Genomic DNA, 17,100 nt, shown 5'->3' with positions numbered 1-17,100 from the left:
ATGGAGCGGTCGATGGGCGCTGGTCCCATTCCCGAATCTCCATTCCCGATTCCCGGCTCTTAAAGGCCGAACAGCATCCGGCCCGGGTTTTCCAGCTGATTCTTGATGTCGACCAGGAACTGCACCGAATCCTTGCCGTCGATGATGCGGTGGTCGTAAGACAGCGCCAGGTACATCATCGGCGCGATCACGACCTGACCGTTCTCGGCGATCGGACGTTCCTTGATCGCGTGCATGCCCAGGATGGCGCTCTGCGGCGGGTTGATGATCGGGGTGGACAGCAGCGAGCCGAAGGTGCCGCCGTTGGTGATGGTGAACGTACCGCCTTGCAGATCGTCCAGGCCCAGCTTGCCGGCGCGCGCCTTGGCGGCGTAGTCGGCGATGCCCTGTTCGACTTCAGCGAACGACTGGCGCTCGACATTACGCAGCACCGGCGTGACCAGGCCCTTTTCGGTGGAGACGGCGATCGAGATATCGCTGTAGCCGTGATAGATGATGTCGTCGCCATCGATCGAGGCATTGACCAGCGGGAAGCGCTGCAGCGCGTTGGCGGCGGCCTTGACGAAGAAGCTCATGAAACCGAGCTTGATGCCGTGCGCCTTCTGGAACTCGTCCTGCAGTTCCTTGCGCGCGGCCGACACCTTGGCCAGGTTCACTTCGTTGAAGGTGGTCAGCATCGCGGTGGAGTTCTTGGACTCCATCAGACGCTTGGCGATGGTCTTGCGCACGCGGGTCATCGCCACGCGCTCTTCCGGACGGGCGCCAGAGGCCTTGCCCACGCCACCGGCTTTGGCGAAGTTGACGATGTCTTCCTTGGTCACCGCGCCGCGGCGGCCGGTACCGTCGACCTGCGACGGATCCACGCCCTGTGTGATCGCGGAAAAACGCGCACCCGGGGGCAGCGAATCGGCAGCGGACTTCGACGCGCTCGGCGCAGCGGCAGCAGCCGGTGCCGGGGCGGCAGCGGGAGCTGCTGCAGCGGCGGCCGGTGCGTCGGCCTTCTTCTCTTCGGCCGGAGCCGCGGCGGCAACGGCGCCTTCTTCGATGATCGCCAGAAGCTGGTTGCTGGTGACCGTGCTGCCGGCTTCGAACTTGATTTCCTTCAACACGCCATCGACAGGCGAAGGAACTTCCAACACGACCTTGTCGGTTTCCAGGTCGACCAGATTCTCGTCGCGCTTGACCGCTTCACCGGCCTTCTTGTGCCAGCTGGCGATGGTGGCGTCGGAAACGGATTCGGGCAGTACCGGAACTTTGACTTCGGTGGCCATTCGGGGAGCGTCCTAGGGTTTTCGTTCTTTGGGGAAGAGGAGTTATTCAGCGACTTGGTCGTTGAACGGATTGAGGAGCGCATCGGCAACCAGCGTTTGCTGTTCGACGATGTGGTCGGCCATGTGGCCGGCGGCAGGCGAAGGCGAACGGACACGGCCGGCGTAATGCAGGCTTTGACCGCCGGCCAGGCAGAAATTGAGGTGATGGCGGATCTGGTACCACGCACCCTGGTTCTGCGGCTCTTCCTGACACCACACCACGTCGGTGGCGTTGGCATAGGCCTTGAGTTCGGCGGCCAGCTGCGCACGCGGGAACGGATACAGCTGCTCCACGCGCAGGATCGCGACGTCGTCCTGGCCGCGCTTGGTCTGGTCTTCGAGCAGGTCGTAATAGACCTTGCCCGAGCACAGCACCACGCGCTTGACCTTGCCGGCATCGGCCTTGGCATCGGGAATCAGATGCTGGAACTCGCCATCGGCCAGTTCTTCCAGGCTCGACACCGCCAGCTTGTGACGCAGCAGCGACTTGGGCGTCATCACTACCAGCGGCTTGCGGGTAGTCATGCGCATCTGGCGACGGATCATGTGGAAGCATTGCGCCGGTGTGGTCGGTACACAGACCAGCATGTTCTCCAGCGCGCACAGCTGCAGGAAACGCTCCAGACGCGCGGAGCTGTGCTCCGGGCCCTGGCCTTCGTAACCATGCGGCAGGAACAGCGACAGGCCGGCGATACGGCCCCACTTGGCTTCACCGGCAGCGATGAACTGGTCGATCACCACCTGCGCGCCGTTGGCGAAGTCGCCGAACTGCGCTTCCCACACGCACAGCGCGTTCGGGTCGGTGGTGGAGTAGCCGTATTCGAAGCCCATCACCGCTTCTTCGCTGAGCAGCGAATCGATGATGGTGGCGTCTTCCGGGTTCTCGACCAGCTGACGCAGCGGCAGGTAGTAGTTGTCGTTCTTCTGGTCATGCAGGATCGCGTGACGGTGGAAGAACGTACCGCGACCGGCATCCTGGCCGACCAGACGCAGCTTGTGGCCTTCGGCCAGCAGCGTGGCGTACGCCAGGTTTTCGGCAAAGCCCCAGTCGCCTAGCTGATTGCCGGCGGCCATCTTGACGCGGTCGTCGTAGATCTTGGCGACGCGGGCATGCAGCTCCACGCCTTCGGGAATGGTGGTGATCAACTTGGCCAGACGATCCAGCTGGTCACGCTTGACGCGCGTATCCACCGGATCGGCAGCAGTGCCGACCAGATACTTGGACCAATCGATGGCGAATTCGTCCGGCTTGCGCGTAGCGAGCTCGGTGGTGTATTCGCCCGAATCCAGCTTGTTGCGGTAGCCGTCCACCAGCGCCTTGGCCTCGTCGGCGCTCAGCACACCGTCGCTTTCCAGCTTGGTCGCATACAGCTCGCGGGTGGTCTTGTGCTTGCGGATGGTCTGGTACATCACCGGCTGGGTCGCTGCCGGTTCGTCGGCTTCGTTATGGCCCCAACGGCGGTAGCAGACCAGGTCGATGACCACGTCTTTCTTGAACTGCTGACGGAATTCGTAGGCCAGCTTGGACACGAACATCACCGCGTCCGGGTCGTCGCCATTCACGTGGAAGACCGGCGCGCCGATCATCTTGGCCACGTCCGTGCAGTAGAGCGTGGAACGGGCATCGTCACGCGTACTGGTGGTGAAGCCGATCTGGTTGTTGATGACGATATGCACCGTGCCGCCGACCGCGAAACCGCGCGCCTGCGACATCTGGAACAGCTCCATCACCACGCCCTGGCCGGCGAATGCGGCATCGCCGTGGATCAGGATCGGCAGCACGGTCTTGCGTTCGGCATCGCCGAAGCGTTCCTGACGCGAACGCACGCTGCCGACCACGACCGGGTCGACGATTTCCAGGTGCGAGGGGTTGAACGCCAGCGCCAGATGCACCTGGTTGCTGTCGCCTACCGCGATGTCGGCCGAGAAACCCATGTGGTACTTGACGTCGCCGGTGTGCGCGCGGTCGTCGTGGGCATGCTCGAACTTGCCTTCGAATTCGTCGAACAGCTTGCGCGGGTTCTTGCCCAACGTATTGACCAACACGTTGAGGCGGCCGCGGTGAGCCATGCCGATCACGATGTCCTTGACCTGGTCCTTGCCGGACTGGTGGATGATCGCGTCCATCATCGGAATCAGCGCATCGCCGCCTTCCAGCGAGAAGCGCTTCTGGCCGACGTACTTGGTGTGCAGGTAGCGCTCCAGGCCTTCGGCGGCGGTGAGCCGCTCCAGCGTGCGCTTACGGCTGGCCGCATCGCCTGCGATCTTGCCGCCGGCATCTTCCAGGCGCTTGTAGATCCACTGGCGCTGGTCGAATTCCTGGATGTGCATGAATTCTGCGCCGATGCTGCTGGCGTAGGTCGCCTTCAGGCGGGCCAGCAGATCTTTCAGCTTCATCCGCGGCTGGCCGCCGACACCGCCGGTGCTGAACTCGCTGTCCATGTCAGCCTGCGACAGGCTGTGGAAGGGCAGGTCCAGATCGGGCGGGTTGACCGGCGGGGTAAGCCCCAGCGGGTCGAGCTGCGCACCGAGGTGGCCGCGTGCACGGTAGGCGGTGATCAGACGGCCGACATTGCGCTCGCGCTCGTCGCTGGCGCCCGCGCCGGTACCGGCATTGGCGGCCTGTTTGGACGCGCTGAGAATGTGGGCAATGGCCGCCGAATGCGGTACATCACCCGCATCGCGACCTTGGAAGCCGTCGAAATAACTCTTCCACTTCGGATCGACACTGTCCGGGGCGACGAGGTACTGCTCGTACAGATCCTCGATATAGGCGGCGTTGCCGCCGGCGAGCTGCGATGACTGCGCGAACTGCTTTAGGAGATTATCCACGATGGTAAGTCGGGTCTGCTGTGGGGATGATTGTGCGGAAGCGGCAGGGCGAGTTGCCCTATCGGTCGGTCTCAAATCTCGAAAAATTATACCCCCTTGCGCTTGTGAGGGGGCGTCTGCGAGCTGACCGGCGGGGTAGACCAATTGGTCGGGCGCCTACGTGCGAGGGGCGCTGCGGTGTCAGATGCCAAGCGCGCGTGGTTCGTTCCAGAGCGCGCTGCGCTCCCATATCTGCGCGAATTCGCGCGTTAGCTGGCGGCTGCGCGCCGCACCGGACAGCCAGGTTTCGCCATCGTCGAAGCGGTGACCCGTTGGACGAAAGTAGTAGGCGTCGTCGCCGATCACATAGGCCGACGCATAGCTGGTATCGACCGGATCGCTGACCGCGCGGAACCGGAACACACTGGGCAGGCGCTGGGCCAGGCGCAACATCGCGCTGCTGCTGGCGGCGGCGCTGGCAGTGTCCTGCACCAGCACCTGCACGCGTTTGTCGTGGCGTGCGGTGGCGAAGCGGCGCAGTGCATCGAGCACGGCAGCGTTGTCGAACAATTGCGGATCCAGCGCGCGGGTGTAGATCAGCACCTGCCGACGTGTGCTGCACAGCAGGCCGGTGGTGGCAGCCAGGGCCGCGGCGAGGTCGTCCACCGCCATCGGGCCGTCGAGCCGGCGATGCAGGGGCGTGCCGGGCGCAGCGCCGGCATCGGTGGTGCGCCCGTGAGGAGAATGCGAGGGGAGTTCGGGTAAAAAGCCGAGCCGTGCGAACACGGCCTCGGCGTTTGCGGTGACGCGGGCGTGCAGACTGGGCCAGCCACGTTGAGTTGCAGCATCCACCGCTGCGGCGAGCAGCTGGTCCGACAGCCCGCGACGACGCCAGGCCGGCAGCAGGCCGAGCCGGTCGATGCGGCGATCCGGCGTCAAGCGCACCGAGCCGACCAGTTGGCCGTCATCGGTGCGCGCGGCCACGTGCAGGCTGAGCGGGTCCAGCGCATCCCACTCGGCATCGTGGGCGTTGCCCGCGATGTCGGTCGTGCAGGCCTGCCGCAGCGCACGCAGGGCCGCGGCATCGGATGCCGGGTCCAGCGACACGATTTGCGGCCTGCCGTGCGGGCTCATGCGCGCTCCGGGGCCTCGTCGTCGTTGCCGTCTTCGCCGATGTCCGAAGCGTCTGCGCTGCCATCTTCGTTCTGCGCGATGTCGGCGATATCTGCCGGGCTGTCTGCGTCGTCCGCCACCGCTTCGACATCGGCATCGGTATCGATGGCGTCGTCTGCGTCTGCGCTGTCGGCGTCGTCCTGAGTGTCGTCGTGGTCGGCCGACACGGTGAGCATGTGCGCCTGATCGTCGTCGATGTCTTCGTGCGCGTCGTCATGGGCGCGCTGGTAATGGCCCTGCGCCAACAGCTCCAACACCACCTCGCGGCCGCGTGCGCTCAGCTGTGCGTAAAGCCCGCCATCGATTTCTTCGGCCGCCGCCAGACGCGCCGCGTCCTTGGCCGACAACGCAAATTCCAGGCCGCTGCAGAACAGCGTGGCGCCGCGCTTGGCACGCCGCCAGGCCAGCCGCGACCAGGGGTGGCGATACAGCACCACGCCTTCTTCCAGCGCCTGTTCGACCGCTTCGCGCTGGATCGGCTCGGGCGCCGGCACCACGTCGCCGGAGGCGCGATAGGTGGTCATGAAACGGCCGAACCAGTCGCCCAGGCGATCCGGGTCGTTCATGCGCAGCGCATTGAGCGCTTCGACCACGCGGTTCATTGCGGTGACGTCGATCTCGTACGGGTCGGCCGGCACCTTGAGGTCTTCGTCGTGATAGCGCACCGACTCGTCGGCATCGGCGATCAGGGTGTCCAGGTAATCGCCGATCAATTCCGCCGAGGACGGTGCGCGGGTACCGATCGAGAAGGTCAGGCAGGCGTCTTCGGCCACGCCGTGATGCGGCACCAGCGGCGGCAGATACAGCATGTCGCCCGGACCCAGCACCCAGTCGTGGGTCGGCTTGAACTCGCGCAGCAGCTTGATGTCGACGTCGTCACGGAACGCCAGCGGCGTGGGCTTGCGGCCTTGCGAGGTGCGTGCGTCGATCTGCCAGCGGCGGTGGCCCTGGCCCTGCAGCAGGAACACGTCGTAATGGTCGACATGCGCGCCGACCGAGCCGCCGGTAGCGGCGAAGCTGATCATGATGTCGTCGATGCGCCAGCGCGGCAGAAAGCGGAACTTCTCAAGCAGTGCGCGCACGTCGGCGTCCCACTTGTCCACGTCCTGCACCAGCAGCGTCCAATCGTGATCGGGCAGGCCGGGGAAGTCGGTTTCCTGGAACGGGCCGGTACGCACGCTCCAGCCGTCGGTGGCGCGGTCGTGGCTGATCAGGCGTGCCAGCACGCCGTCTTCGCAGGCCAGGCCAGCCAGATCTTCCGGCTGCAGCGGCGAGGCGAAATCTGCGAAGGCATTGCGGATCAGCAGCGGGTGCTTGTGCCAGTAAGTGCGCAGAAAGCGCTCCACCGGCATGCCCAGCGGCTGGCCTGGACGGGCCTGGACTTCGATGACGGGAGGGTTTGCCTTGCGTGCAGCCATGGGGAGTCCTTGCAGGTGTCGATGGAATACTGGGGCGCAGGCAGGGCCGGCGCAGATGCCCCATTGTCCGATGCCTGCGCCGGATCTGCACCTGCGCGCGGGGCCGGCAACAGGCAATGCTTCAGGGACGTGGTGGTTCGGTCTGCGCGCTGCCGGCGAATGCGCCTGGCTGGCGATCACGTCAAGACGTGCTGCAGCGGTGTTCGGGCGGTACAGCGTGCTTGCCGTGAAGCCTGATGGGATGCGTGGACGGCTTCGCGGCCAAGGCCGCTCCTACAAAAGCAGGGCGCGCTGACAAGAGCAGGGCGCGCTGAGCCATTGGTGGTGAAAGCCACACATTGCGGGTCTCGCCACGTTCACAGCTGCTTGCTGTGCGCGGCCCGGCAGGCCGCTGTTGCTGGCGATACTGTCATCGACGTGCGCTCGCGCTGTGCGGCACAGATCACGTTTGCGCGGGCGACGCGCTGCATTTTGTGATCGTACTTGGCACCGTCAAGCCACGCGACGTAGTGCTAGTGGCGGCGTGGCGGCCGTAAGTGCTGCAATCCAGGGCCGCGAATGGCATCGGGCCGCGAATGGCATCCGGGGTGGGAGCATTCGCGGCCCCCGCTGGCTGGCAAGAAAGCCGAGTGCTCGGCACGCACGGCGCAGCATGCGTACGTCATTTGCAATCTTGCTGCCTTGCTGGGCGAAGGCTGCGCTAGCGCGCCGTCGCGGCCACCGACTTACATCACCTTGTTGCCGCTCCCGCGGTCGTCCAGCGTGGGCTTGCTCGATGGGTTGACCGTGTTGTCGTTGCCGGAAAAACGGACCTGCTTGACCTCGCGCGCCAGCACCAGATTCTTGTTGCCCTGGATGTCCACGCTGTCGACATTGGTCAGATTGAGCGTGTTGTCGTGGCCAGAGACGCTGAGCTGGCCCAGCTGTTTGTTGAGCACGGTGAAGTTGCTGCCTTCCACGCGGATGCTGCGTGCGTTGTCCAGATTCATCGCGCCGCGTGAGGCGGTGATGGTCACCGCGCCGCAGTTGCCATGCAGGATCCACTCGCTGTCGTCGCGGGTCAGGCGCACATCCTTGCCGTCGCAATCGGCGCCGCTGGCCGGGTCGGTCACTGTGGACGAGACGGCCGATAGCGCTTGGGCCGCAGGGCCGTCGGCGCCACATCCGCTCAGTGCGGCGATGCTGGACAGGGCGAACAGCGACGCGATAGTCCGGGCTGCATGCATGGGTGATCCCTCGCTTGGATGAGGCCGGCACCATAGCAGCCGCGTCGGGGGAGCGCCGTTGACGCCGGCTCGACGCTTGGGCGTTGCCGACACGCCCGGCGAAGCAGCCGTACTGTCACGTCGGTAGAAATGCCAGGACCTACCGCATCCCCAGGACCTACCGCATCCCGGCAATGGCCGCGCCCGCTTGGCGTGGCACGGCCGATGGTGTTCCCGCTTAGGCCAGCGTTGAACGCCTTTTCCACGTGCTGTCGATCAGCAACCGAAGCACTCTTCACTACGCGCACGTGCTTGATCTTCAGCGTGGGAGGCCGCCGCATGTGAGCGAAATCCCGGGCTCACTCGTCATGCCTGGCGTTGTTGAGCGCTTTCTTAGATCGCGCGCGCCAGCTGCTCGGCCAGGCCGGTGTAGCCGCCCGGGGTGAGCGTACGCAGGCGCTGCTTGTCTTCTTCGGGCAGCTCCAGGCTTTCCACGAAGGCCTGCATCGAAGCGGCGGTGATGCCGTGGCCGCGCGTCAGCGCCTTCAGTTGTTCGTACGGGTTGGGCAGGCCGTGGCGACGCATCACCGTCTGCACGGCTTCGGCCAGTACTTCCCAGGCGGCGTCCAGATCGGCATCCAGGCGCTGCGGATTGACGGTCAGCTTGCCCAGACCCTTGGCCAGCGAATCCAGCGCCACTTGGGTGTGACCGAACGCGGTGCCCAGCGCACGCAGGACGGTGGAATCGGTGAGGTCGCGCTGCCAGCGGCTGATCGGCAGCTTGGCGGAAAAGTGCTCGAACAACGCATTGGCCACGCCGAAATTGCCTTCGGCATTTTCAAAGTCGATCGGGTTGACCTTGTGCGGCATCGTGGACGAGCCGACTTCGCCTTCTTTCAACTTTTGCTTGAAATACCCCAGCGAGATGTAGCCCCAGATATCGCGCGACAGGTCGATCAGGATGGTGTTGGCGCGACGCGTGGCGTCGCCGATTTCGGCCACGTTGTCGTGCGGCTCGATCTGGGTGGTGTAGGGGTTGAACACCAGGCCCAGGCTCTCCACAAACCGCTGCGCAAACGCGGCCCAGTCCAGCTGCGGGTACGACACCAGATGCGCGTTGTAGTTGCCCACCGCGCCGTTGATCTTGCCGGTGAGTTCCACCGCGGCGATCTGCTTGCGCTGGCGCTCCAGGCGCGCGACCACGTTGGCGATTTCCTTGCCCAGCGTGGTGGGCGAGGCGGTCTGGCCATGCGTGCGTGACAGCATCGGTTGCGCGGCCTGCGCATGCGCCAGTGTGCGCAGCGAGGCGGTGATGCCGTCCAGCGTGGGCAGAAGCACGTCGCGGCGCGCCTGCTCCAGCATCAAGCCGTAGCTGAGGTTGTTGATGTCTTCGCTGGTGCAGGCGAAGTGCACGAACTCCAGTGCCGGGCCCAGCTCGGCATCGTCCTTGAGCTGTTCCTTGATGAAGTACTCCACCGCCTTGACGTCATGGTTGGTGGTGCGTTCGATCTCCTTCACCCGCCCGGCATGGGTCACGCTGAAGTCGTCGGCCAGCGCACGCAGACGCTGGCTGGCGGCGGCCGAAAACGGCGCCAGTTCGGCGATGCCCGGCTCGGCGGCCAGGGCCAGCAGCCATTCGATCTCGACCTTGACCCGTGCCCGGATCAGGCCGTATTCGGAAAAGATCGGGCGCAGCGCATCCACCTTGGAGGCGTAGCGGCCGTCGAGCGGGGACAGGGCGAGCAGGGCGGAATCCGACATGGGGAGGGCACTGGGAAGCTGGCGGGGCCGGTATTCTACGCCGCCCCGACGCCCGCTTCGCCCACCGGCCGCACTGTCACCGCCTGGATGCGGTGGCCGGCCATGCGCCGAACGGTCAGCGCGTGGCCGTCCAGTTCCAGGGTTTCGCCTTCTTCGGGCAGCCGCTGCAGCTGATGCACGATCAGCCCGCCGACCGAATTGACATGGTCCGGGGCGCTCAGATCCTGGCCCAGCAAGCGTTCCAGGCGGAAGATCGAGGTACTGCCGGCCACCAGCAGCGAGCCGTCCTGGCTGCGTACCGGGGCGTCGCGCACCACGTGACGGTGCTCGTCCTCGATCTCGCCGACCACCACTTCCAGCAGGTCCTCCAGGGTGAAGAAGCCCAGAATGCGGCCTTCGTCCTCCACGCACAGCGCCAGATGGGTAGTGCCGCTGCGGAACTGCTCCAGCGCGCTGGGAATGGGGGTTTCCAGAGACAGCCGGGTGGGTGGTCGCAGCAACGGACGCAGGTCGTCCAGGTCCTGGCCGCGCGCCATCGCCACCAGCAGATCCTTGGTATGCAGGATGCCCAGCACCTGCTCGCCATCGGTGTCGAACCAGGGGTAGCGGCTGTAGCGCGACTCGCTGAATTCGGCCAGCACCGCTTCCAGGTTCATGTCCTCGCGCAGGCTGCGCATATGCTCGCGGGGGCGCATCAGGTCGCCGGCCACCAGATCCGGCAGTTCCAGCGCATGGCTCATCAGCGCCAGCCCATGATCGGCGGTAGGCGCGTTGGGGTCCTGGCGGCCGACGATCAGTTTGAGTTCTTCGCGCGAATAGCGGTGCGACTGGTGCTCCACATCGCCCCAGCCCAGCAGGCGCAGCAGCCGGTTGGCGCTGGTATTGAGCACCCAGATTGCCGGGTACATGGCCCAGTAAAAAACGTACAACGGCGCGGCGGTCCACAACGACATGCGCTCCGGGCGCCGGATCGCCATGGTTTTGGGGGCCAATTCGCCCAGCACGATGTGCAGGAACGAAATCAGGCTGAAGGCAATTGCCAAGGCGGTGAACTGCGCGGCGTCCTCGGACATGCCCAGCACATCGAACAAAGGCTGCAGCAGATGCGCGAATGCAGGTTCGCCGACCCAGCCCAATCCCAGCGATGCCAGGGTGATGCCGAGCTGGCATGCCGACAGATACGCATCCAGATGGGCGTGCACCCCCAGCAACAGACGCCCGCGCCAGCCATGGGTCTGGGCCAGCCCCACCGCCTGGGTGTGCCGCAGTTTGACCAGGGCGAATTCGGCGGCAACGAAGAAGCCGTTCAACAGCACCAGCAACAGCGCGACGATCAACAGCAGCACATTACCGAGCATGTTCGCCTCCGCGCGGTGCAGGGGCGGCGGGTGGATGCATAAACGCAGGCGTGTGCGTGGTGGTGCGGGGTGCAGCGAAGCAGAACGCGGGCAGTGCGTTTCTACAGTCAGGGTCGTCGCCCATGGCGGCGTGGTACCTCGTATGGATCAATGCTGAGTCTAGTCCACGCACTGCGATGACATCGTTGCAACGCTGCCAGCGAGTATCGTAATGACCCTCGCCAGCGTGGGTGCGCCCGCTGCCAGCCATTGCGTCACCACAATCCAACACTGTGCGGAGAAGGCAGATGAGCGAACGTTTCAGGACCGAACACGACAGCATGGGCGAATTGCAGGTGCCCGCCGATGCATTGTGGGGCGCGCAGACCCAGCGTGCCGTGCAGAATTTTCCGGTATCCGGCCAGCCGATGCCACGCGGCTTCATTCGCGCGCTGGGCTTGATCAAGGCCGCCGCCGCCGGTGTCAATGCCGAGCTCGGGCTGCTGCCGAAGTCGATCAGCAAGACCGTGCAGGCCGCGGCATTGCAGGTGGCCGATGGCACCCATGACGCGCAGTTTCCGATCGATGTGTACCAGACCGGCTCGGGCACCTCGTCCAACATGAATGCCAACGAGGTGATTGCCACGCTGGCCACGCGCGCCGGCAAGGACGCGGTGCATCCCAACGATCACGTCAATCTCGGCCAGAGTTCCAACGATGTGGTGCCCACCGCAATCCGTGTGTCGGCGTTGCTTGCGGTGCAGGAACACCTGCAGCCGGCGCTCAAGCATCTGCGCAAGACCATCGACAAGCGCGCCAGGTCGCTGGACAAGATCGTCAAGACCGGTCGCACGCATTTGATGGATGCGATGCCGCTGACGTTCGGGCAGGAATTTGGGGCTTGGTCTGCGCAATTGAGTTCGGCGCAAGACCGGCTCGACGATGCGCTCAAGCGGCTGCGCCGCCTGCCGCTGGGCGGCACCGCGATCGGGACCGGCATCAACGCCGACCCGCGCTTCGGCGGCAAGGTGGCCAAGGCCTTGTCGAGCCTGAGCGGCGCCAAGTTCGAGAGCGCGGAAAACAAGTTCGAAGGCCTGGCTGCGCAGGACGATGCGGTGGAGTTGTCCGGCCAGCTCAACGCGCTGGCGGTGGCGTTGATCAAGATCGCCAATGATCTGCGCTGGATGAACGCCGGCCCGTTGGCGGGCCTGGGCGAGATTGAATTGCCGGCGCTGCAGCCGGGCAGCTCGATCATGCCGGGCAAGGTCAACCCGGTGATTCCCGAGGCGACCGTGATGGCCTGCGCGCAGGTCATCGGCCACCACACTGCGATCACCGTGGCGGGGCAGACCGGCAACTTCCAATTGAACGTGACGCTGCCGTTGATCGCCTACAACCTGCTGGATTCGATCACCTTGCTGGGCAATGTGTCGCGTCTGTTGGCCGATACCGCCATTGCCGGATTGAAGGTGCGTCAGGACCGCGTGCGCGAGGCGCTGGGCCGCAATCCGATCCTGGTCACCGCACTCAACCCGATCATCGGTTACGAAAAAGCCGCAGCGATCGCCAAGCGCGCCTACAAGGAACAGCGCCCGGTGCTGGAGGTGGCCCTGGAAGACAGTGGGCTCAGCGAAGCGGACCTGCGCCGTTTGCTGGATCCTGCTGCACTGACGCGTGGTGGCATCCAGGCCGGCAGCAGTGGCGGCGGTGGCTGATCATCACAATGTGCGTGTATGCGCACCCGGGCGCGATGGGGCGTTGTCGATAAAGCCCCGTCGCGCTCGGGCGCGCTCCGATCCTGGGTTCTAGCCTTCCGTTCTCGCGGCTTCGCTAATACTCAGTGCCGCTCAGCCTGCACGTTGCCGAAGCTCTCGCGATACGGCTGCAGCGACGGGATTTCATCCAGCAGTTCGCCGCTGAGCGTTTGGATCTCCGGCGTGGCGGTCAGCTTGATCGACTTGTACTCCGTGTCTGCGCCAGCGGCGTTGACGGCCTGCTGTCGCAGCATCTGCAGATGCCCGAACAGCAATTGCAACTTGGCGCGGGTCGGCTCCTTCTGCGGTAGCGCGATGTCATCGATCTTGAGCGTGCCATCGGGCGTGATTTCCGCATTGGCAGCCGGTGGGCGGCGGATCATCACCGATTGGGTGGTGATGGCAACGCGCGGCTTACCGCGTTCGGCGCGACGGGACGACTGGTCGCCACAGGCGGCAAGGGTGCACAGCAGCAGCGCCATGCAGAGCATCACGAACTTGTTCATGGGGTCAATCTGTCGTGGGAAGCGCCTAGTGTAATCCGCGCCCACGCTGTCGATCAGCGCGGCGGCCAGCCGGACCGGCTGACAAAATGTCGCAGGTCCCGCCTCCGCGCCATGGCGTGCGCCCAAAAACCGCATGGTCCCGCGCGCCTTTGGGTTGCTGACAGCCGCTGCACTTGTCGGCGGCGACGCAGCGGCTGTGGCCCCGTCATTCCTTACGGCAATCGTCGACGTCGTGCTGGGTGAGGGTGGAGTAAGGCGCAAACGCCGGCACCAGCTGCACGGCGGCGTCCTGGGCGGTGCGTAGCTTGCCCAACTGGTCGCAGATGCGCAGGGCGTTTTGCTTGAAGGCTTCGCCGTCGGCCTGGATCTTGTCGCCCATCTTCTCCACGTTGCCACTGAGCACACCCTTGAGCGCTTCGCCGGCCGCATGGGCGCCGAATGCCGCGCCTTGGGTGCCGATATCGATACCCTTGTTGGCCACCGCCTGCACCTGCGCGTAATAACCGCGCATTGCCTGGCGCTGTGCATCGTTCAGGGCCACCGGCTTGCCCCCGATGCTGAGCGTGCCATCCATGCCGATGGTGGCAGCAGGTAAGGTGTCGCGCTTGAGCGTCAGGCTCTTGCCATCGAACGTCACGCCGCTGCCCTGGATGTGCGCGGAGCCGTCGACGGCGACCTCTGGCTTGCCGCAGCCAACCAGCAGCGCACCGACCAACACCGCAGAGAGAAATGATTTCATCAGCAGTCCCCTTCGAATCGTGGATGAAGTGATCAGCGCTCGGCCGGCACGCGCGTGGTGCCGGCGACGTCCTTGACATTGATATCTCCGCTGCCCTTGCGCGCAACGCTCACATCGCCGCTCACCTTGCGCACGTTGAGCGCGCCGGAATTGATCGCCTCGACGGTGATGTTTCCTCGCACGTCGTTGAGCTCCATATCGCCGGACCCGATCGTGCCGACCTTGATGCTGCCGGCCACGTCGCGCAGCGTGACGTCGCCCGAGCCCACCTTGCCGATCTCCGCCGCGCCATGGATCTGCTTGGCCTTCAGATCGCCCGAGCCCACAGCCAACACGCGGAGCGTACCGATGTCTTCCAGTTCAACATCGCCGGAGCCCACCTTGACGGTGACACGTCCCTTGCTCTTGCGAATCGCCACATCGCCGGAGCCGACATCGGCACTCACTGCAGCGGCGCCGGTGATGTCGGCATCGCCGGAGCCCACATCCAACTGCACCAGCAGGTGACTCGGCACGCTGCCGCGCAGGTCCAGATACGAATAGTTTTCGCCGACGGACATACGCAGCAGGCGGTCGTCCGTCAGCGTCACCACCAGCCGGTCGCCCACCCGCTTCTGGGTGACCGTCAGGCCCTTGAGTACGTCGGCCTTGGCTGCACAAGCGCGGCCATGCAGACGACCGCCATTGCCGGGCAATGCTTCCAGATGCAGGTCGCTGGAACCGACTTCGAACAACACCGATTTCACTCCCGCCAGCTGCAGTTCCAGGCTGCGTGGCTCGGAGAATTTGCACTGCTCCTCGGCCACTGCGGCGCCGGGCAATGCGAACAGGATGGCCAGGGTCAAAGGCAGGCGCATGGGGTGTCCTTCAGGCTTCGGAGCGCCGACGGCGCAGGTAGATGGAAGCGGCGATCAGCGCGATGCCGATGGCGGCACCGATCCAGATGTCCGGGTCGCCGTAAACACGCGAACTGTCGGTGTGCTGCAAGGCCCATTGCACCAGGTCGCTGGGGTTTTGCAGCGCACTGCTGTCCAGGTTGCCGCTGACGGCAAGCGGCGACCACGTACCAGGCAAGGCGCTGAGCAGGCCGCGATAGCCGACCACGTACCAGATCCCGCCGATCGGCAGCGACACGCCCGGCATCGCCGATAGGATGCTCAACATCACGCAGGCCAGCAGTGGGAACAGCACCGCCCACAGGAACGGCTTGCTGCCGGCCCACGCCGAGCAGAACATCAGCCAGCCGATGGTCGGCAGCGACCACAACAGGCTCATCGGCACGGTCTTCAACAGCAGCCACAACAATGCGAACGGGTGCGAGTGAGTAGCCAACGCCCAGGGGCTGGGCACGCCTGCGATCGAGGCGCCAACGATGGCGATCAACCATAACGCCAGGCCGACCACCGTACCGATCACGATGGAAATCAGCGGCGCCAGCAGCAAGGCCCAGGCGGCCTTGGACAATACGGTCTGTACGTCCGACACCGGCAACGATTTCCAGAACAGCACGCTGCGGTCGCGGCGATCGTCGTACAGGCTGCCAAGCGCATAGAAGAACACCACGAACGCCAGGACCACCGAGGCGATGCCGATGCCGCCGAGCAGCAGCCCGTCGCCGACCTGGCCCAAGGTGCGCGTGTATTCGGCCAGATCGTCCATCCGGATGCTGTCGCCGGTCATGTTGCGACGCGCGCTGATCGCGCCGATCACCGCGCCCAGCAGCGCAAAGAACACCGCGATGCCGCCGGTGATCACCTGCGCCCAGACGAAGCCGCCACGGTGTTCCCAGTATTCGCGTTTGAGTAGCCAGCCGAAGGTACGGGCAGGCGATGCGTGGTTGGTCATGGCATTCATGCGTAGGTCCCCTTCATGACGGCAACAAACAGGTCGGCCAGGCCGGGATTGCGGGTTTCGCCGAAGCGGGCGAGCTGATCCTTGGGCACGCCATCGAACAGCATCACGGTCTTGCCGAAGGGCAGGGCGCGTTCGTCGATCGGGGTCAGGGCGCGCGCAGTCTCCAGGTGTTCGGCACCGACCAGCACTTCGGTGTAGCGCTGCGCAACGTCTTCCATGTCGGCGGTGAGCACGATGCGGCCGTCGCGGATGAACATCACATCGGTGAGGATGTGTTCGATCTCTTCGACCTGGTGGGTGGTGACGATGATGGTCTTCTGCTCGTCGAAGTAATCCTCCAGCAAACGCTGGTAGAACTGCTTGCGATACAGGATGTCCAGGCCCAGCGTGGGCTCGTCCAGCACCAGAATGCGCGCGTCGATGGCCATCACCAGCGCCAGATGCAGCTGCACGATCATGCCCTTGGACAATTCGCGGACCCGCGATTTGCGATTGAGCTGGGTGTTGGCCAAAAAACGCTCGCACTTGGCGCGATCGAAGCGCGGATGCACCCCCGCCACAAAGTCGATCGCTTCGCCCACCCGTAGCCAGCGCGGCAACACCGCTACGTCGGCGATAAAGCAGACTTCGTTCATCAGCGCGTTGCGCTCGGTGCGCGGGTCCATGCCCAGCACCTTCAAGTCGCCGTCGAAGTCGGTCAGCCCCAGCACGGCCTTGAGCGCGGTGGTCTTGCCGGCGCCGTTAGGGCCGATCAATCCGACGATGCGGCCGGCGGCGATGGTGAAGCTGGTGTTGTCCAGCGCCAGCCGATGTTTGTAGGTCTTGCGTAGCCCACGTGCGTCGACGACATGGTCGGTGGAGACGGCGGTCATGGTGTTTTCCCCTGTGGCAACAGATCGTCGATGGACAGGCCCAGGCGCTGGATTCGTTCCAGCACCGCCGGCCATTCTTCATTCAAGAAGCGGTCGCGTTCGCTTCCGCGCAGCTTCTGTGCAGCTTCCGGGGTCATGAACATGCCCAGGCCGCGGCGTTTTTCCACCAGGTTCTCGTCGGCCAACTCCTGGTAGGCGCGCGAGACGGTGATGGGATTGAGTTGATAGTCCGCCGCGACCTGGCGCACCGAAGGCAGTGCGTCGCCAGGTTTGAGGATTCCATCGAGCATCATGGCAATGACCCGTTCCTTGAGTTGGCGGTAGATGGGAGCGCCGTCGCTCCATTGGATGTCGTTCATG

Annotated in this window: 14 protein-coding genes; 1 reads left to right on the top strand and 13 read right to left on the bottom strand. The window is 64.9% G+C overall.

Annotated elements, in window-relative coordinates; all coding sequences use genetic code 11:
- Positions 1 to 59: 59 nt before the first annotated feature.
- The 7 genes from sucB to ABQZ00_RS12200 form a co-directional block, all read right to left on the bottom strand.
- Positions 60 to 1,271 carry a dihydrolipoyllysine-residue succinyltransferase gene (gene sucB, locus ABQZ00_RS12230; RefSeq protein ID WP_055844863.1) on the bottom strand — a complete coding sequence of 404 codons (1,212 nt, stop codon included), beginning with the start codon at positions 1,269 to 1,271 and terminating at the stop codon, positions 60 to 62.
- A gap of 42 nt (positions 1,272 to 1,313) precedes the next feature.
- Positions 1,314 to 4,142: a 2-oxoglutarate dehydrogenase E1 component gene (locus tag ABQZ00_RS12225; RefSeq protein ID WP_055844860.1), complete on the bottom strand. Its 2,829-nt coding sequence runs from the start codon at positions 4,140 to 4,142 to the stop codon at positions 1,314 to 1,316.
- A gap of 180 nt (positions 4,143 to 4,322) precedes the next feature.
- Positions 4,323 to 5,255 carry a GNAT family N-acetyltransferase gene (locus ABQZ00_RS12220; RefSeq protein WP_323538207.1) on the bottom strand — a complete coding sequence of 311 codons (933 nt, stop codon included), beginning with the start codon at positions 5,253 to 5,255 and terminating at the stop codon, positions 4,323 to 4,325.
- Complete coding sequence (locus ABQZ00_RS12215; protein ID WP_323538208.1) at positions 5,252 to 6,712, bottom strand: ribosomal protein uL16 3-hydroxylase; 1,461 nt, start codon at positions 6,710 to 6,712, stop codon at positions 5,252 to 5,254. Before ABQZ00_RS12215 ends, ABQZ00_RS12220 begins: the two co-directional genes overlap by 4 nt.
- A gap of 725 nt (positions 6,713 to 7,437) precedes the next feature.
- Positions 7,438 to 7,938 carry a DUF3060 domain-containing protein gene (locus tag ABQZ00_RS12210; protein WP_311238721.1) on the bottom strand — a complete coding sequence of 167 codons (501 nt, stop codon included), beginning with the start codon at positions 7,936 to 7,938 and terminating at the stop codon, positions 7,438 to 7,440.
- A 372-nt stretch (positions 7,939 to 8,310) separates the two neighbouring features.
- Positions 8,311 to 9,678, bottom strand: a complete 1,368-nt coding sequence (gene purB, locus ABQZ00_RS12205) for an adenylosuccinate lyase (RefSeq protein ID WP_115527496.1) — start codon at positions 9,676 to 9,678, stop codon at positions 8,311 to 8,313.
- 35 nt (positions 9,679 to 9,713) lie between these two features.
- On the bottom strand, positions 9,714 to 11,036 hold the full coding sequence (locus ABQZ00_RS12200) for a hemolysin family protein (RefSeq protein ID WP_311238722.1): 1,323 nt from the start codon (positions 11,034 to 11,036) through the stop codon (positions 9,714 to 9,716).
- Between the two features lie 287 nt (positions 11,037 to 11,323).
- On the opposite strand from ABQZ00_RS12200, the gene ABQZ00_RS12195 reads away from it, so the two are divergent.
- Positions 11,324 to 12,730: a class II fumarate hydratase gene (locus ABQZ00_RS12195; protein ID WP_323538209.1), complete on the top strand. Its 1,407-nt coding sequence runs from the start codon at positions 11,324 to 11,326 to the stop codon at positions 12,728 to 12,730.
- A gap of 122 nt (positions 12,731 to 12,852) precedes the next feature.
- On the opposite strand, the gene ABQZ00_RS12190 is transcribed toward ABQZ00_RS12195, so the two are convergent.
- The 6 genes from ABQZ00_RS12190 to ABQZ00_RS12165 all read right to left on the bottom strand — a co-directional run bounded on the left by ABQZ00_RS12190 (position 12,853) and on the right by ABQZ00_RS12165 (position 17,099).
- Complete coding sequence (locus tag ABQZ00_RS12190; protein ID WP_323522072.1) at positions 12,853 to 13,275, bottom strand: hypothetical protein; 423 nt, start codon at positions 13,273 to 13,275, stop codon at positions 12,853 to 12,855.
- 205 nt (positions 13,276 to 13,480) lie between these two features.
- Complete coding sequence (locus tag ABQZ00_RS12185; RefSeq protein ID WP_115553444.1) at positions 13,481 to 14,014, bottom strand: DUF2884 family protein; 534 nt, start codon at positions 14,012 to 14,014, stop codon at positions 13,481 to 13,483.
- A 32-nt stretch (positions 14,015 to 14,046) separates the two neighbouring features.
- Positions 14,047 to 14,871 carry a DUF4097 family beta strand repeat-containing protein gene (locus ABQZ00_RS12180; RefSeq protein ID WP_323538210.1) on the bottom strand — a complete coding sequence of 275 codons (825 nt, stop codon included), beginning with the start codon at positions 14,869 to 14,871 and terminating at the stop codon, positions 14,047 to 14,049.
- 10 nt (positions 14,872 to 14,881) lie between these two features.
- Entirely contained in the window at positions 14,882 to 15,868 is a 987-nt protein-coding gene (locus ABQZ00_RS12175; protein ID WP_323538211.1) for an ABC transporter permease, read from the bottom strand.
- Complete coding sequence (locus ABQZ00_RS12170) at positions 15,865 to 16,740, bottom strand: ABC transporter ATP-binding protein (protein WP_115527501.1); 876 nt, start codon at positions 16,738 to 16,740, stop codon at positions 15,865 to 15,867. Before ABQZ00_RS12170 ends, ABQZ00_RS12175 begins: the two co-directional genes overlap by 4 nt.
- On the bottom strand, positions 16,737 to 17,099 hold the full coding sequence (locus ABQZ00_RS12165) for a GntR family transcriptional regulator (RefSeq protein ID WP_005988451.1): 363 nt from the start codon (positions 17,097 to 17,099) through the stop codon (positions 16,737 to 16,739). The genes ABQZ00_RS12170 and ABQZ00_RS12165 overlap by 4 nt, the downstream gene beginning before the upstream one ends.
- Between the last annotated feature and the right edge of the window lies 1 nt (position 17,100).

Source organism: Xanthomonas sp. WHRI 10204 (assembly GCF_040202875.1).
Classification (GTDB): Bacteria; Pseudomonadota; Gammaproteobacteria; order Xanthomonadales; family Xanthomonadaceae; genus Xanthomonas.
The sequence above is the reverse complement of the archived record's forward strand: the minus strand, read 5'-3'. Positions and strand labels throughout refer to the sequence as shown.

What these genes read in the sequence shown, in the direction of transcription:
- sucB (WP_055844863.1), bottom strand. Translation starts at nt 1,271, where the DNA reads ATGGCCACCGAAGTCAAAGTTCCGGTACTGCCCGAATCCGTTTCCGAC.
- ABQZ00_RS12220 (WP_323538207.1), bottom strand. Translation starts at nt 5,255, where the DNA reads ATGAGCCCGCACGGCAGGCCGCAAATCGTGTCGCTGGACCCGGCATCC.
- ABQZ00_RS12215 (WP_323538208.1), bottom strand. Translation starts at nt 6,712, where the DNA reads ATGGCTGCACGCAAGGCAAACCCTCCCGTCATCGAAGTCCAGGCCCGT.
- ABQZ00_RS12210 (WP_311238721.1), bottom strand. Translation starts at nt 7,938, where the DNA reads ATGCATGCAGCCCGGACTATCGCGTCGCTGTTCGCCCTGTCCAGCATC.
- purB (WP_115527496.1), bottom strand. Translation starts at nt 9,678, where the DNA reads ATGTCGGATTCCGCCCTGCTCGCCCTGTCCCCGCTCGACGGCCGCTAC.
- ABQZ00_RS12200 (WP_311238722.1), bottom strand. Translation starts at nt 11,036, where the DNA reads ATGCTCGGTAATGTGCTGCTGTTGATCGTCGCGCTGTTGCTGGTGCTG.
- ABQZ00_RS12195 (WP_323538209.1), top strand. Translation starts at nt 11,324, where the DNA reads ATGAGCGAACGTTTCAGGACCGAACACGACAGCATGGGCGAATTGCAG.
- ABQZ00_RS12190 (WP_323522072.1), bottom strand. Translation starts at nt 13,275, where the DNA reads ATGAACAAGTTCGTGATGCTCTGCATGGCGCTGCTGCTGTGCACCCTT.
- ABQZ00_RS12185 (WP_115553444.1), bottom strand. Translation starts at nt 14,014, where the DNA reads ATGAAATCATTTCTCTCTGCGGTGTTGGTCGGTGCGCTGCTGGTTGGC.
- ABQZ00_RS12180 (WP_323538210.1), bottom strand. Translation starts at nt 14,871, where the DNA reads ATGCGCCTGCCTTTGACCCTGGCCATCCTGTTCGCATTGCCCGGCGCC.
- ABQZ00_RS12175 (WP_323538211.1), bottom strand. Translation starts at nt 15,868, where the DNA reads ATGAATGCCATGACCAACCACGCATCGCCTGCCCGTACCTTCGGCTGG.
- ABQZ00_RS12170 (WP_115527501.1), bottom strand. Translation starts at nt 16,740, where the DNA reads ATGACCGCCGTCTCCACCGACCATGTCGTCGACGCACGTGGGCTACGC.
- ABQZ00_RS12165 (WP_005988451.1), bottom strand. Translation starts at nt 17,099, where the DNA reads ATGAACGACATCCAATGGAGCGACGGCGCTCCCATCTACCGCCAACTC.